Genomic DNA, 15,982 nt, shown 5'->3' on the forward strand with positions numbered 1-15,982 from the left:
CCTTAGTGACCGTATGTACGAGGTTTGGTGTAGTAGTCAATCAGTGGAACACACATGTTGGCTAACAAGACAGCAAACGCCACGCCATCAGGGAAACCACCCCAACTGCGGATGATAAATACCAAACCGCCGATCAGAGCGCCAAACACTAAGCGACCTTTCACTGTTGTTGATGCTGAAACTGGGTCGGTCGCAATGAAAAATGCGCCTAGCATAGTCGCACCAGACAATAGATGAATGGTTGGAGAAGCAGTTTCACCTGGAGTTAAGATTAAGAACACTAGGCTAAACAGAGCAAGGCTGCCGATGAAAGCCACAGGAATATGCCATTGAATCACGCGTTGCTTAATAAGTACCAAGCCACCAATTAGGTAGGCAAGGTTCACCCACTCCCAACCCACGCCAGCTAGCCAGCTGAATTGCGGTTGAGACAGAGCTTCAGAAGCGGTGTTGCCTGCCGTTAATGCGGTTTTAAATGCATCAAGCGGCGTCGCCATTGTGGTGCCATCTATACCTAAACGAGCTTGCTGTAGAGACAGCCCCTCATTGTTGAAGCCTGTAAAGATCATCAAAAATGAGTCAACAAAACTTGTTGCTTCAGCTGTTAAACTGGTCGGTGCATTCCAACTGGTCATTTGAACAGGGAATGAGATCAACAAAACAACGTAAGCGACCATCGCTGGGTTAAATGGATTTTGCCCAAGGCCGCCATATAGGTGCTTAGCGATGATAATTGCGAAGAACATACCTATCACTAGAACCCACCACGGTGAGTGTGGAGGAATAGCGACACTGAGTAGCCAAGCAGTAACAACAGCACTGTAATCACGTAGCGCCATTACTGGTGGACGTTTTCTCAACAGCATTACGGCTGCTTCAAAGGTAACAGCAAGTGCGATAGCAAATACTAACTGGATGAGCGTACCCCATCCAAAGAAGTAGGTTTGAGCTAGTAGACCTGGCAATGCACAAATAGCCACCCATTTCATGAGATCTGGGGTGCTTCTACGATTGTGTGCGTGCGGTGAGCTGGCGATAAAGAAGGCCACTACTCTTTCTCCTCATTGTTCTTTTTATCTTGCTCTTGCTGCGCTTTTCTTGCTTTAGCACGAGCAATTGCGGCAGCAATGGCTGCTTTCTTAGGGTCGGCGGGTTCTGATTGAGCCTCAGCTTCAACCACAGTCTCTTTTTCAACTAAAGGTTCAGCCACAGGTTCGGGAGCGACTTCTTGAGCTTCGACCTGCTTAGCTTGCTGTGCTTTCTTCGCTTTAGCGCGTGCGATAGCGGCAGCAACAGCAGCTTTCTTAGGATCGACAGCTTCTGGTTGAGTTTCAGCTACCACTTCGAGTACTGGCTTAGGAGTTTCTACTGTCTCAGCCTGTTTCGCTTGCTGCGCCTTCTTCGCTTTGGCACGAGCGATAGCTGCAGCAACGGCGTCTTTCTTAGCGTCGCCAGAGCTTTCAACCGGAGTTTCACTTTCTGTTTGAGTAACGGCTTCAGCTTGTTGCGCTTTCTTCGCTTTAGCGCGAGCGATAGTGGCAGCAACTGCATCTTTCTTGGCATCGCCAGTACTTTCAGCCGGAGCATCAGAAGCTGACTCCGCTTGTTGAGCTTTCCTGGCTTTAGCACGAGCAATGGCCGCAGCAACTGCGTCTTTCTTAGCATCGCCAGAGCTTTCAGCTGGAGCGTCAACAGCCGATTCAGCTTGTTGAGCTTTCTTCGCCTTGGCGCGCGCAATAGCGGCAGCGACCGCATCTTTCTTGGCATCGCCAGAGCTTTCAACCGGAGCGTCAGCAGCAGATTCCGCTTGTTGTGCTTTCTTGGCTTTAGCACGAGCAATGGCCGCAGCAACGGCATCTTTCTTGCCATCACCAGAGTTTTCGGCTTGAGTCTCAGCTGAAGCTTGTTGTGCTTTGCGTTCTCTAGCTTGTCGTTTACGCTCTTCGCGCAGTTTTGACATTTCAGAATTGTCAGGTTCAGTGCTATCCGCTTTCTGAGCCGCAGCTTGTTTCGCTTTTGCCTTCGCAATTGCAGCGGCTACCGCAGGTTTCACTGCGGATTCCGTATTAGGAGCTTGGTCTGCCGCAGCTTTTTGCGCTTTAACGCGAGCAATTGCAGCTGCAATCGCATCATCCCCATCCGCAGACTTCATATCTTTACGACGGTTGTCAGCAGCTTTCTTGAAGCGGTTTTCACGTTCTGCTTTGTCACGCTCCATACGAGCGTTTTTCTCTTCGAAACGAATCTTGGCGCGCTCTGCAGCAGCGGCTTCATCTTTTCGAGTTTTGATTTCGGCTTTCGCTTGGCGATAGTACTGAACAAGAGGGATTTCACTTGGGCAGACAAACGCACAAGCACCACATTCAATACAGTCTTTAATATTCAGCTCTTCACACTTATCCAACTCGTTGGCTTTGGCATGCCATTGCAGTTGTTGAGGAAGTAGAGACGCAGGACAAGCTTCAGCACACGCGCTGCAACGAATACATTCCATCTCGTAAGTGCTTGGTGAGATCTCACGACGCGTTGGCGCTAAAATACAGTTCGACGTTTTAGTGATTGGCACATTGGCATGCGGCAAGGTAAAGCCCATCATCGGGCCGCCCAAAATCAAACGTGGCAGTTTTTTATCCGCTTTGTAGCCAAACTCTTCTAGTAACTCGTGTACTGGTGTACCTAATAGTGCCCACACGTTACGAGGTTGCTTAAAGGTTTTACCGGTTAAAGTCACCACGCGGTTGACCACTGGTTCACCGTCGATTACCGCTCTCTTAATTGAGTAAAGCGAGCCGACGTTTTGAACCAAAACACCAATGTCTGCAGGAATGCCGCCAGCCGGAACCTCTTTGTTGGTGAGGATCTTGATCAGCTGTTTCTCACCACCAGAAGGATACTTAGTTGGGATAACACGAATGACGATATCTTTGTCTTTCGCTGCAATCTCAAGCGCTTTTATCGCGTTTGGCTTGTTGTCTTCAATACCGATAACCGTCAGCTTTGGCTGAAGGATGTGTTCAACGACTTCGATGCCTTTTAATACTTCGTCGGCATGTTCTTGAAGCAACTTGTCATCAGAGGTGATGTAAGGTTCACATTCCGCAGCGTTGACGATCAAAATGTCGGTACGACCAAGGCCTGATTGAAGCTTCTTAGCCGTAGGGAAGCCTGCGCCGCCCATGCCTGAAATACCGGCTTGGCGAATCACATCAAGCAGTTCGTCAGAAGTCTTTGTCGAGAAATCTTCAACTGGATTTTTTTCAATCCAAGTGTCTAAGCCATCAGGTTTAATAACTACGCACATTTCGCTCAAGCCTGAAGGGTGAGCGGTAGTTCTTGGTTCGATAGCGGTAATCACACCTGACGTTGGTGCGTGTACAGGTAACGTAAAACCAGTATCTAAGGCAGTAAGTTGTTGGCCTTTTAGCACGGTGTCACCCGCAGCAACCAATAAGTTACCTGGCTTACCGATGTGTTGTTTTACAGGAAGAACGATTTCCTCGGGAAGTCTGGCATGAACGATGTCAGTGGTATTGGACTGTTTCTTGTTTTCAGCAGGGTGCACGCCGCCCGGAAAGTTCCAAATAGAGCCCGTGCGAATTTGTTCAATTAAAGAGATCATACTAACCCTATGCCTTAGGCTCTGACGCAGTCGCATCAGTCGCTTGGTTAGTGATGTCAGTAACAGGAATGATGTTCATCTGCCATTTCCAATTTTCAGTCGTTGTTGCCACTGGAATCATTTCGATACAGTCAGTAGGGCACGGTGCGACACATAAGTCACAACCTGTACATTCGTCTTTGATTACTGTGTGCAGAGCCTTGGTACCGCCAACAATAGCGTCGACAGGGCAAGCTTGAATACACTTAGTACAACCGATACACATGTCTTCATGAATGAAAGCAACAGTTTTTACTTTGTTATCTAAGTCGTGAGCGGAATCTTCAACTTCTACGCCCATTAAGTCTGCTAGCTTCTCAATGGTTGCTTGGCCGCCAGGAGGACATTTGTTGATCTTGTCTCCGTTAGCGATCGCCTCTGCGTATGGGCGACAACCTGGGTAGCCACATTGGCCACATTGAGTTTGCGGTAAAATGGTATCGATTTGATCAACGATAGGATCGGCTTCTACTTTAAAACGGATAGAAGCAAAGCCTAAAATAGCGCCAAAAATAGCGGCTAAAACGGCTAGCGCAATGATCGCAATTAAAATGGTACTCATGCTTATTTCACCAACCCAGTAAAGCCCATAAATGCCAGAGACATTAGGCCTGCTGTGATCATCGCAATCGAAGCACCTTTGAATGGCATTGGAACATCAGCAACCGCAATACGCTCACGCATCGCAGCAAACAGGATCAGAACAAGAGAGAAACCCACCGCTGCGCCGAAACCATAGATGATCGACTGAATGAAGTTGTGGTTTTCATTGATGTTCAAAAGTGCCACACCTAACACCGCGCAGTTGGTAGTGATAAGAGGTAGGAAGATACCCAATAGGCGATAAAGAGTCGGGCTGGTTTTGTGAACCACCATTTCCGTAAATTGAACAACCACCGCGATAACCAAGATGAAGCTCATGGTACGCAGGTATTCAATACCCAGAGGGGTAAGGATGTAGGTTTCTACTAGGTATGCAGAGACCGACGCTAACGTCAGAACGAAAGTCGTCGCGAGGCCCATGCCAATCGCAGTCTCCAGTTTCTTGGAGACTCCCATGAAAGGACATAGCCCTAAAAACTTCACTAGCACAAAGTTATTGACCAGCACTGTGCCAACCAACAACAAAAGGTATTCGGTCATAATGGATTAATTCTTGAGATTCCGATCCCGATATTATCCTGCTTTGCTCACCTAATAACAACCAGTGAACGGTGTGGTTTTGTATGTCTGATGGAAATTTATACGCTTAATAAGAGGATAGCAGATGTAATCGCAACAAATCGGTTGGGCTAAAACCTACGACAAACGCTCGCGGCATGGAAGTACAACGGCTGTTGGGTATGGTTTTCTTGAGCATGAAATTAACAATTTTAACGAGTATGTTGTCAATCTTTCTTGTTTAAAGCTAGGAGTTTTACTTTGATTTAGGACTTATACGCATCAGCTTTTAAGAAATCGGTTTCACGATAGAGATGGTGGTGATAGCCAATATAGTCAGCCTAAAATGAGCCTAACGTGCGCAAAAACTTAATCTGTAAACATTAATTTGTTGTAAGTGAAACCTTTAGTGAACGTAGATAACCGGATGTGCTTATAAGTAAGAAAAAAAATTAAAAGACATTTCTTGTCATTATTAGTCAATTTTTGAACTAAGTTTAAATATTTCTTAATAATCCAATGTAATTATCTGTTATTTTTTTATGAATTAGTTGTCAATTTTTAAATATCTGTATTTTAGTTTTTTTTGTTTCATGACGGTGTTTTTTTTATATATAGTTGCGTTTACAAAAAAGTTACTTATTTTGCCTTTTTAAATAACCATTTAATTAATCCTGTTAACGTTCGGTTAGTGGTAAATGGTTGAATGAATCAAGTGACATATAAAAATTATTTTAAATAACCCCAATATTTATCCATGGAAAATATATTTGTATAAATATTATGGTTATTCATTTTTCAAGGCTAATTTATGTACAAAGTAAATGATTGGTTAATCCACTTAGACCACCCGTTAGTGACTGATTTACTCAAAAATGAAGAAAAGCGCATCGGCTATCACGATCATCTTGTGATTCTAATGTTGTGTGAAAACGCTGGAAAAATTAATACTAAAGAAGATTTGTTGAAAAGAGCTTGGCCAGGAAAACATGTCTCTGAAGGCTCACTGACACAATCGATCAGCGCGATACGTACTTTGCTTGAGGATAATGGGAAGCAACAAAAGTATCTAAAAACGGTCGCTAAGGTTGGTTATAAACTCGAAAGTGAGGCGGTGTTGTGGCTAGAAGACGATGATGATAAATCAGATAACCAAGACAACTTATTAGCTGGAGACCCAAGTTGTAAGACTGAGAGCTTTGAAGAGAGTTCCGAAAAAAACACACGATTCACATTCGGACGTAATCAAATCTATATTGTTCTAGGCTGCTTATTCATAGCGATTGCGGCATTGTTTCCGTTGGTGTTCACTGCAAAAGCCCCTAAGTTAACGAGCTGGCTTCCACTGACTAAAATGTTTTCTAGCGAAGCTTTAACTGTCTATTGTGATAATGAAGAAGAGGCCAAATTGGTTGCAAAAGGCGTTAAGCTTTTGGTTTCTCAAGAAGTTAAACAAGGTAGGTTAAGCCGATTGATCCTTGCTCATTCTCAAGAAAGTTTATCTATTGTAATACTCAAGCCACTGGCACCGCCTGTCAATTTAGTGGTTTTGTTTGAATCTCCTCAATCAACGGATGATCTGGTTGGTATGGTTAAAGCGGAGCTTAGTCGCTATGTTCACTAAAAATAAAAGTGTTTACTTTCTTCTGTGTTGTCTTTGTTTAATGCTGGTTTCCATTGCATATAGTCTACGTTCGAAAAATAATGTTTTGGTCAACTCTACGACCCTTTATATGACAATAGATGGTGACTATATGGCCACGGAGCACATGGACGTCGTGATCAGTGATGAAAATTTTGAGGCGGTTACGATTATAAAAGAAGCTGGACTCAATAACACCTTAGATATTTACACAAAAGGAAAATTTATTCGCAAGAGTAATGGGCTATTTAATGTAAGCTTGCGTGAAGAACGCGTTGATCATGGAGACATTGATTTTGAACATGATGACGACATGCTCGTTTATGATAAATATATTGAAGCGCGAAAAAAGCTATCGTTTTTTAAATCGGTTCAAGTTGTTGAAGAGTTGCCGAACCAATATATGCTTATCATTTCAAATAGTCCTGTAAAGAAAATGGTTGCTGTAAAAGTTGAGGATTTACCAATTGAAGGTTTTTATGATGACTATTAATATTTTAACTATGGTTTGATATTTTTTTTAGGTCTATTTCATTATTATCAATTGTGTCATTATGGGAGGATGCATCTCAGTTTAATAGGAGATGCACTAACCATGACTAAATATCTAATATCAGTCTTGCTCATACTGATCAGTCTTAATTCGCTAGCTGAGGAGATCAGCTCACCCCCCAAGATAATGAATTATAACATTTATATGCTGGATCATCGTCTCGGCGTTTTCGTTGGTGGGACTAATCCAAATAAACGAGCACAGTTATTGGCGAACTCTTCGGTTTTTGATGATACTGACGTGGTTATATTTAACGAAGTGTTCGACAACCAAGCGAGCCAAATACTTATCGATGCACTCGCTCAGAAGTTTGGATATTTAACTCCTGTCTTAGGCCGTACAAAAAATGGCTGGGATCACACTGAAGGTTGGCGATCGACATCTCTTGATGATGGCGGCGTGATTGTATTCAGTAAATATCCGATTGAGTACAAGTCACAAGTGATCTTCAGAGATGGGTGCGGTGCAGACTGGGCATCTCAAAAAGGTTTTATACATACCGTCATTAATAAAGGTGGAGAGAGATACAATATTATCGGCACTCACGTTCAAGCTGATGATGATACCTGCAAAACTCCTCCCTCTGTGGTTAGACAAGACCAGTTTGCACAAATAGAGAATTATATTTTCGGGGCAAATCGCTCAGCTGACGAAATGTTTTTTATTGCTGGTGATCTAAATGTAGCAAAAGAGTCACAAGAGTTTTCTTCAATGCTCGAGACCTTAAATGTAGCAGAGCCGACCAATTACGCCGGTGCGCCTTACTCATGGGACCCTGCAGTAAATGGTTTAGCACACGCAAACTATTCTGATCTAAAAGGGCAATTACTTGACTATGTTCTGGTCGAGCGTAGTCACAAGCAACCCAAGAACTGGCACAACCAAGTGTTAGATATCGCATCGGATAGAGTTGCTTTACCTGGCACACAGGAGCCGTATTACTTTTATGAGTATTCAGACCATTTCCCTGTCGCTGCGTTTGAGTATGCAGATGAAAGCACGCCAATTCATAGTGTGCGTCCAATCAATAAGCCATATAACTCAATCAGGCTAAAGCATCGATCGACTGGTGAATATGTTTACGCGGATCCAAATGTGCCTAATGGCTGGCTTACCTACGGTCGCGATGGAGAGCAATCCAACGCTAAGTTTAAGTTAGATAACTGGCATCCATATAATGGTACTTGTATTCACGACAATGACTATGTTCAGATCTCAAGGAAAGATGATTATAAAGATTACTACTGGACCTATAGTAGTAATACGTATTATACCGAAGATCACGACTCTTCTGACTTCATGAAGATCAGCCGCCCAACAGAATCCGAAAGCTGCATCCAGAATGGTGATGTCGTATATATTTATGATCATGCGCATCATTTGTGGACATCAGCGGACAAATATCTTGAGCCTATAAATACGTACATCAAAGCGACTAAGGAGCTGCCAGTTAGCGAAAATGGGCTGTTCATTATTGAGATGGATAACTTTGAATTCTCTGACTGGGAATTGAGTCTAACTTATAAATGAACATATTCTAAATGTTGATTTTTCTTGAAATTACTTGATTTTCAGTACTACTTGACTCATTTGGTTTATTGTAAATAGTGAAACATTAGAGTGTGTTTGGTGATAGTAAGCTGTGAGGTTGATTAGCCATCAATGCAGCCCAGAGGTCACCATCGTTAAATAAAAAGCCACTTTAGTGTGGCTTTTTACATTATAAAAAAATAATTCTCTCAATTATCGGTTGGTTAGTGATTGGCTAACCGAATTTTTGAAATTTGGTTTTTATAAGTACCTTAATTATAAAAACTAGTTGGTATGGTTTTTGGCTTTGGTAAGATGTTGAATTATGAACTTTGATGGATACTTTGAAAAAATACAAATTCAAATAGAGAAGGTAGATTCACTTGAAGACCTACTAATATGGCGGAAGAGAATTAACATAGGACATTCAGGCCTCTCGTATCGTGTAGAACAAGGTCGGCTTATTTCCCATTGTTATCGGAGGTTTAAGGACGAAGAATCTAAAATGAACGGTCTTAACTTCTCCTGCGATATATAAAATGTCCAATTTGGTATTTTCAGGTATATTCAACGATAAATAGATTTTTTTATTACAACTTTATTGTGAATATATTTTTTTTACTCGCTAATTTTAAAAGGCATCGATATTGGTGCAAATGCAGTTAAAAGGAACGAGTGATGAAATTAAAACACTTCAGTTTGAGCTTGATAACAGTCTCTATGTTATCTGGCTATGTTAATGCATCTCCTATCCCTGGAATTGATGATGCCTACTTCAAAGGGGCTGATGAGTATGTTGCGTACGATGATCCTGCGACAGCCTGTGATATCTTTAATGCCAAAGTAGAATACATTAACAATCACCTAGAGCAGCAGGGTTTACCTGGAAAAATTGCGAACCTCTGTCAGCATGCCAGAATAGAAGATGGTCAAATTGAAGAGCAATTTATTATCACTTCTCAGAATGGTGCTTATAGCTATGGTAAGGAGAAGTACAAAATTCATGAACAGGTTGATGTCGCACGTACCATCGATTTGTTGATGTTTTCTCAGTCAAATAAGACTAACTATATTATGGCGGTTGACGGTAGCATGAATGTCACGCGTCAAACCCTTGCCGACGGAGGCTATTTTTTCGAGTGGGAAGATGAGAAAGTTGCGCCACACTTTTATTACCCAGAAGGATACTTAGGTCAGATCTTCCATGGTAATTCTCAATTTAATTTCATGTCAGGTGACAATGCCTACAATTGGGCTCACAAGAAAGCCGTTGATGAGGCTCCTAATAATGCGAAAGAGCAATCAAGGCTGACTTGGAAGTACTTGTCTGAAGAGTGTGAAAACGATAAAAACAACGATTACTGTCTCCCTCAAAGACGACATGGAAATCTGTTTGTGAACCAGCAAAGCTTTCCAAGTTCGAGTAATTTGAACAAAGAGATTTCGTTAGCTGAGAGTACGTCTTTTAGTTTCGATATTACTGGCTCTTTTGAAGCGAGCAAATCAGATGGTCCGTCTGCTGGTCTGGGTGTTGGGTTTGGTTTTAGCCAAACTAAAGAATCGAGTCAGACACACAATATGTTGAATTACACCTCGGTTGATGAAGGCAATGATATCGGCCACTCGGTTGTCCAGACTATTAATACAAAAGCTGTGGGAGAAGCTGGGTATTACAGAGATGCTCCATCTGCAGAATTTTGGCATGTAAAGAACGCTGCTGAAATTTGGGGTGAAGACCTGTACCGAGTTTACGACCTAAAGAGCTATGAGACGTGGCAAGAAAACTACACTGCTGATTGGAATACTTGTGTTGACCAAAAACTGGTATTCGGCAATGCGGTGACGGTTTCGCGCGCCTATCTCAATATGTATGGCAGTAGTTGGTCAATTAATGAGAATGAGTCAACTTTATACCAAAGAGATTCTAACTACGGCATTACGATCGATACCGATTGCGATATTGACGATAAAGGTCAAACGTTCCGCATCATGAAAGAAACAATTCTTTAGTTATTAGAGGGTAAAGAGAATGAATTTTGTTAAAAGTACTGTTTTTGCTAGTACACTGCTATTGTCTTTGGCTTCTAATGCTGCGAGCCTATCTACCATTGGAACGCAAGATAATGGTGTGTTCAATGAGATGCAGCAAATCCAACTGAAGTCTGCTGGAGAGCGAAGCTCTGCGAAATCTGCGGATATCTTTTTTATTAATAGTAATGATGTTCAAGTTGAAGATCTGACTAAAGAGCTACTGAAAGATTTTAACTCTATCGTGATCGTTGGCGACTCATTCAAAAATAAAGAATTGATGATTAAGTTGGTTGGATTTGGTATTGAGAGAGAAGTGGTAGCCATCACTAATATCCACGATTCATCGAAGCGTCAGATCAATACCTACAGTAAAGGCGATCAAGCTGGCGATGATAAGGTAGCTGCGGTTTTGACGGACACGATCGCTCGTCACCTATAATGCAATATAAATGGATTCTACGAGATACCCATTACTTCTCGGGTAGTTTGTAGTCTCAAAAGTTAAGTGAGCCACGGATTAGTTCGTGGCTTTTTTGATCAACGATGAACGTGAGCGGCTAAGTTTGTGACATTAACTTGGAACAAGTTAGTCGCAGTTACATACGAAAAAAGCCCAATCGAAAGATTGGGCTTTTTTCTGAATTTGGCTCCCCTTGCAAGACTTGAACTTGCGACATACGGATTAACAGTCCGCCGTTCTACCAACTGAACTAAAGGGGAATTGCTTGTTAGCGACGCGAATTCTAATAATTGTCCGAATTTCTGTCAATAAAAAATATCAGAAAAAAGTAAGATAAAAAACTTTACTTTCTTGAACACCTTATTGGATTTAGCTTTGCTTTAGTTATCCACCAAAATTGTGGATAAGTGTGTGTGTGAAACTTTAACAACAATCATTGGGATAAATCGAAAAATGTAAAAATTTTATCTAACTCAATGTATTTAAAAGATTTATATCAAAATATCGCGATTGTATAACTTTTGTAGATTATAAACCGAACAGTAAAACAAGCGGTATTTTTAGATTTTTTGGGGAAAAGTAGTGGATTAAAAATCGAGTAATTTAGCTGAAGAGATCTTGCAGGGGCACGGATAATACCAAGTTCTAAAAATAAAAGCTATAACTGATATCTGATCTTAAGATGCATTTCTCTAGATAATAGTTGCAACGACACTCCACCTAGAGTGACAATGACCTGATTAAAAAAACAGTATGGAAATGGCGACCTATGAGCAAACTCTTTGACTTGGTATCGGACTACAGCCCGTCCGGTGACCAGCCGACGGCGATAACCAAATTATTAGATGGACTAGATTCTGGTTTGGCACATCAAACTCTATTAGGGGTAACGGGCTCTGGTAAAACCTTTACCCTTGCCAACGTCATTTCCCAATCTCAAAGACCTGCGATCCTATTAGCGCCTAACAAGACATTGGCGGCTCAACTTTACGGTGAGATGAAATCTTTCTTTCCAAACAATGCCGTTGAGTATTTCGTTTCTTACTATGATTACTACCAACCTGAAGCCTACGTTCCAACCACGGACACGTTCATCGAGAAAGATGCGTCTGTGAACGCTCATATTGAACAGATGAGGCTCTCGGCAACCAAAGCCTTACTAGAACGAAAAGACGCCATCATTGTGGCTTCTGTGTCGGCGATCTACGGTCTTGGTGACCCTAAGTCGTATTTGAAGATGATGCTTCACTTGAGTCGTGGTGAGGTGATGGATCAGCGTGATATTTTGCGCCGTTTGGCTGAACTGCAATATTCAAGAAACGACGTCGCTTTTGAACGTGGTCAGTTTCGAGTTCGTGGTGAAGTGATCGATATCTTTCCGGCTGAATCTGACCAAGATGCGGTTCGAATTGAGATGTTCGATGACGAAGTCGATTGCATTAGTATCTTTGATCCACTGACTGGTGCGATTAAGCAAAGAGACTTACCGCGCTTTACCGTTTATCCAAAAACTCACTATGTAACCCCAAGAGAAAAAATCCTCGAGGCGATTGAGAACATCAAGGATGAATTGCGAGATCGTGCTCAATACTTAAAAGACAACAATAAGCTTCTCGAAGAGCAGCGTATTTCTCAAAGAACTCAGTTTGATATTGAAATGATGACTGAGCTTGGCTTCTGTTCCGGTATCGAAAACTATTCACGATACTTGAGCGGCCGTGCGGAAGGGGAAGCGCCTCCAACGTTATTTGATTACCTGCCTGAGGATGGTTTGCTGATCATCGATGAGTCACACGTGACTGTGCCGCAAATTGGTGCGATGTATAAAGGTGACCGTTCTCGTAAAGAAACCTTGGTCGAGTTTGGCTTTAGATTGCCTTCTGCATTGGATAACCGTCCAATGAAGTTTGAAGAATTTGAGTCTATAGCTCCACAAACGATTTTTGTGTCGGCAACGCCGGGTAATTACGAGATTGAAAAATCAGATGGCGAGATTGCTGATCAAGTGGTGCGTCCTACTGGCCTGTTAGACCCGATCATTGAAGTAAGACCGGTCGCGACTCAGGTGGATGACTTGTTGTCTGAAATCAGAATCCGTTCAGTGAAAGAAGAGCGCGTGTTGGTCACAACATTAACTAAGAGAATGGCGGAAGACTTAACCGAATACTTAAGTGAGCATGGCGTTAAAGTGCGTTACTTGCACTCTGATATCGATACCGTTGAGCGTGTCGAGATCATCCGAGACTTACGTTTGGGCGAGTTTGACGTGTTAGTGGGTATTAACTTACTTCGTGAAGGTTTGGATATGCCGGAAGTATCGTTGGTGGCGATTCTTGATGCAGACAAAGAGGGCTTCTTGCGTTCTGAGCGTTCTCTGATCCAAACCATTGGTCGTGCCGCGCGTAACCTCGAAGGTAAGGCGATCTTATATGGTGACTCGATTACTAAGTCGATGAGAAAAGCGATTGATGAAACCGATCGTCGTCGTGAGAAACAACAGGCCTACAACGAAGAGCAAGGTATTACACCACAAGCGCTGAAACGTAATATCAAAGATATTATGGAGCTGGGTGACATCACCAAGTCGAAACAGCAGCGTCAATCTAAGCAAGTTCCACTATCTAAGGTGGCTGAGCCATCTGAAAGTTATGCAGTGCTTACGCCACAGCAGCTTGATAAAGAGATCAGTAAGCTAGAAGCTGCGATGTATCAGCATGCTCAGAATCTGGAGTTTGAGTTGGCGGCGCAAAAGCGTGATGAGATTGAACAGATGAGAAAGCAATTCATTACCAACAGCTAGTCTCACTTCTTACTCAAGAAGTTCATACCCTCAAGATAAGAATTGAGAGTGGTTCAGACAAAAAAACAGCCAGTAGTAATTGTTCTACTGGCTTACGTTTGTGAACACTCGGTTCACTAACAACGTCAGTTGGCTAGGTGACCCGAAGGTCATTTATATTACTGCATCGTTCGTGCCAGATAGATAAAACATTGATTGTTTGAAGTAAGTAAAAAAATACATCACAAATATTGTGGCTAATTTGCATAATGCAAAGCGGAATGCGACTATAATAAGAAATGCAAATTATAAATGGCTAGGATATGCAATCAAAAACGTTAGATAACAAATCAAAGTATTTGTTGATGGTGGAGGATACGGCTTCAGTCGCAGCGTTATATCGCTCGTATCTTACACCGCTCGAAATTGATATCAACATTGTCGGCACTGGCCGCGATGCAATTGAGAGTTTGAATCATCGAATCCCTGACCTTATTTTATTAGATCTACGTCTGCCTGATATGACGGGTATGGATGTGCTCTTTGCTGTAAAACAAAAGTACCCTGAAGTGCCCGTTATCTTCATGACAGCGCACGGCTCTATCGATACCGCCGTAGAAGCAATGCGTCATGGTTCTCAAGATTTCCTTATCAAGCCATGTGAAGCCGACCGACTTCGTATTACGGTGAACAACGCAATCCGTAAGGCTACCAAGCTTAAGAACAGTTCGGAACATCCGGGAAACCAGAACTATCAAGGTTTTATTGGCAGTAGCCAAACTATGCAGCAGGTTTACCGAACTATCGATTCCGCCGCATCGAGTAAAGCGAGTATTTTCATTACCGGTGAAAGTGGTACGGGTAAAGAGGTATGTGCAGAAGCGATTCACGCGGCGAGTAAGCGTGGTGATAAGCCTTTCATCGCCATCAACTGTGCGGCAATTCCTAAAGACTTGATTGAAAGTGAGCTGTTTGGCCACGTAAAAGGTGCCTTTACTGGCGCGGCAACGGATCGCCAAGGTGCTGCTGAATTGGCTGACGGTGGAACACTGTTCCTCGATGAGTTGTGTGAGATGGACCTTGAACTGCAAACCAAGCTTCTGCGTTTTATTCAAACCGGTACTTTTCAAAAAGTCGGCTCTTCGAAGATGAAGAGTGTGGACGTTCGTTTTGTGTGTGCGACCAACCGTGACCCTTGGAAAGAAGTACAAGAAGGTCGCTTTAGAGAAGATTTATACTATCGTTTATACGTGATTCCGCTGCACTTGCCGCCATTACGTGAGCGTGGTGAAGATGTCATCGAGATTGCGTACTCGTTACTAGGCTATATGTCGGTAGAGGAAGGGAAGGCGTTTGTACGTTTTGCTCAAGAAGTACTTGATCGCTTTAATCAATATGAGTGGCCGGGTAACGTTCGTCAGCTACAAAACGTGTTGCGAAACGTGGTGGTTTTGAATAACGGTAAAGAGATTACTCTAAACATGCTTCCGCCCCCATTGAACCAACCGATTGAAAACAGCCTGCGATTGAAAGAAAAGCAGAATGAAGACATCACGGTAAAAGATATTTTCCCATTGTGGATCACTGAGAAAACGGCCATCGAACAGGCCATTAAAGCGTGTGATGGCAATATCCCCCGAGCAGCAGGCTTCTTAGATGTGAGTCCTTCGACCATATACCGTAAGTTGCAAACGTGGAATGCGAAGCAGTAATCACCAAACAATAAGAAAATAATAATGACGAAAGTATTAAATCAGCAAAAAGTTGATGAACTTGCCGGCGAAATAGGGCAAGAGAATGTCCCAGTATTACTGGAAATATTTTTAGGTGAATTGAAGGGATACCACGAGCACCTAGAGCTAAACAAAGATACCGATACGTCTAAGTATTTGGCCGATATCAGCCATGCGTTGAAGAGCAGTGCTGCGAGTTTTGGTGCCGATTCTTTGTGTAGTTTTGCTATTAGCTTAGACGCAAAAGTGAAGCAAGCATTGCCTGTGACAGATATTGATTTTCAAGATATGCAGGAACTTCTACTATCGACTTATACTGAATATCAGCAGTTGATGACTGATCTCTAAAGCGGTTAATCGCTAAATCTACAGGTAGAGATACAGAGACTAAAAAAGGAGCATGATGCTCCTTTTTTGTTTTTACTGGTTTCTGTG

General features: G+C 42.5%; 12 protein-coding genes and 1 tRNA gene. 8 read left to right on the forward strand and 5 right to left on the reverse strand.

Features of this window, described 5'->3' with window-relative positions; translation table 11 throughout:
• Positions 1-2: 2 nt before the first annotated feature.
• From rsxD to rsxA, 4 genes are read right to left on the reverse strand one after another with little or no spacing between them, the layout of a single operon-like run.
• Positions 3-1,049, reverse strand: coding sequence for an electron transport complex subunit RsxD (rsxD, locus tag CWO13_RS05540; protein ID WP_048662061.1), 1,047 nt, complete (start codon positions 1,047-1,049; stop codon positions 3-5).
• A complete protein-coding gene (gene rsxC, locus CWO13_RS05545) occupies positions 1,049-3,619 on the reverse strand; it encodes an electron transport complex subunit RsxC (RefSeq protein ID WP_102431662.1) in 2,571 nt (856 codons plus the stop codon). Before rsxC ends, rsxD begins: the two co-directional genes overlap by 1 nt.
• A 7-nt stretch (positions 3,620-3,626) precedes the next feature.
• Positions 3,627-4,220: an electron transport complex subunit RsxB gene (gene rsxB, locus CWO13_RS05550; RefSeq protein WP_017103577.1), complete on the reverse strand. Its 594-nt coding sequence runs from the start codon at positions 4,218-4,220 to the stop codon at positions 3,627-3,629.
• Positions 4,221-4,222: 2 nt separating this feature from the next.
• A complete protein-coding gene (rsxA, locus tag CWO13_RS05555; protein ID WP_004734039.1) occupies positions 4,223-4,801 on the reverse strand; it encodes an electron transport complex subunit RsxA in 579 nt (192 codons plus the stop codon).
• An 874-nt stretch (positions 4,802-5,675) separates the two neighbouring features.
• Between rsxA and CWO13_RS05560 the strand changes: the two genes are divergently transcribed.
• From CWO13_RS05560 to CWO13_RS05585, 5 genes are all read left to right on the forward strand, one after another.
• The gene (locus CWO13_RS05560; protein ID WP_240699189.1) at positions 5,676-6,443 is read left to right on the forward strand and encodes a winged helix-turn-helix domain-containing protein; all 768 of its coding nucleotides are present in this window, start codon (positions 5,676-5,678) and stop codon (positions 6,441-6,443) included.
• Positions 6,444-6,588: 145 nt separating this feature from the next.
• The gene (locus tag CWO13_RS05565) at positions 6,589-6,954 is read left to right on the forward strand and encodes a hypothetical protein (protein WP_241902320.1); all 366 of its coding nucleotides are present in this window, start codon (positions 6,589-6,591) and stop codon (positions 6,952-6,954) included.
• Positions 6,955-7,056: 102 nt separating this feature from the next.
• Positions 7,057-8,544 (forward strand): sphingomyelin phosphodiesterase, encoded by a 1,488-nt coding sequence (gene sph / locus CWO13_RS05570; protein WP_258186365.1) that lies wholly within the window; start codon positions 7,057-7,059, stop codon positions 8,542-8,544.
• Between the two features lie 678 nt (positions 8,545-9,222).
• Entirely contained in the window at positions 9,223-10,554 is a 1,332-nt protein-coding gene (locus CWO13_RS05580; protein ID WP_102530173.1) for an excinuclease ABC subunit B, read from the forward strand.
• A gap of 19 nt (positions 10,555-10,573) precedes the next feature.
• Positions 10,574-11,014: a hypothetical protein gene (locus tag CWO13_RS05585; protein WP_102286074.1), complete on the forward strand. Its 441-nt coding sequence runs from the start codon at positions 10,574-10,576 to the stop codon at positions 11,012-11,014.
• A gap of 205 nt (positions 11,015-11,219) precedes the next feature.
• On the opposite strand, the gene CWO13_RS05590 is transcribed toward CWO13_RS05585, so the two are convergent.
• Positions 11,220-11,295: transfer RNA gene (locus tag CWO13_RS05590), tRNA-Asn, on the reverse strand.
• Positions 11,296-11,804: 509 nt separating this feature from the next.
• Here CWO13_RS05590 and uvrB point away from each other — a divergent pair.
• The 3 genes from uvrB to luxU all read left to right on the forward strand — a co-directional run bounded on the left by uvrB (position 11,805) and on the right by luxU (position 15,895).
• On the forward strand, positions 11,805-13,835 hold the full coding sequence (uvrB, locus tag CWO13_RS05595) for an excinuclease ABC subunit UvrB (RefSeq protein ID WP_055319718.1): 2,031 nt from the start codon (positions 11,805-11,807) through the stop codon (positions 13,833-13,835).
• A 302-nt stretch (positions 13,836-14,137) separates the two neighbouring features.
• Positions 14,138-15,526 (forward strand): quorum-sensing sigma-54 dependent transcriptional regulator LuxO, encoded by a 1,389-nt coding sequence (gene luxO, locus CWO13_RS05600; RefSeq protein WP_004734031.1) that lies wholly within the window; start codon positions 14,138-14,140, stop codon positions 15,524-15,526.
• A 24-nt stretch (positions 15,527-15,550) separates the two neighbouring features.
• Positions 15,551-15,895: a quorum-sensing phosphorelay protein LuxU gene (gene luxU / locus CWO13_RS05605; RefSeq protein WP_102433499.1), complete on the forward strand. Its 345-nt coding sequence runs from the start codon at positions 15,551-15,553 to the stop codon at positions 15,893-15,895.
• Positions 15,896-15,982 lie beyond the last annotated feature (87 nt).

The sequence above is a fragment of the Vibrio sp. ZF 223 genome, assembly GCF_003050585.1.
Classification (GTDB): domain Bacteria; phylum Pseudomonadota; class Gammaproteobacteria; order Enterobacterales; family Vibrionaceae; genus Vibrio; species Vibrio crassostreae.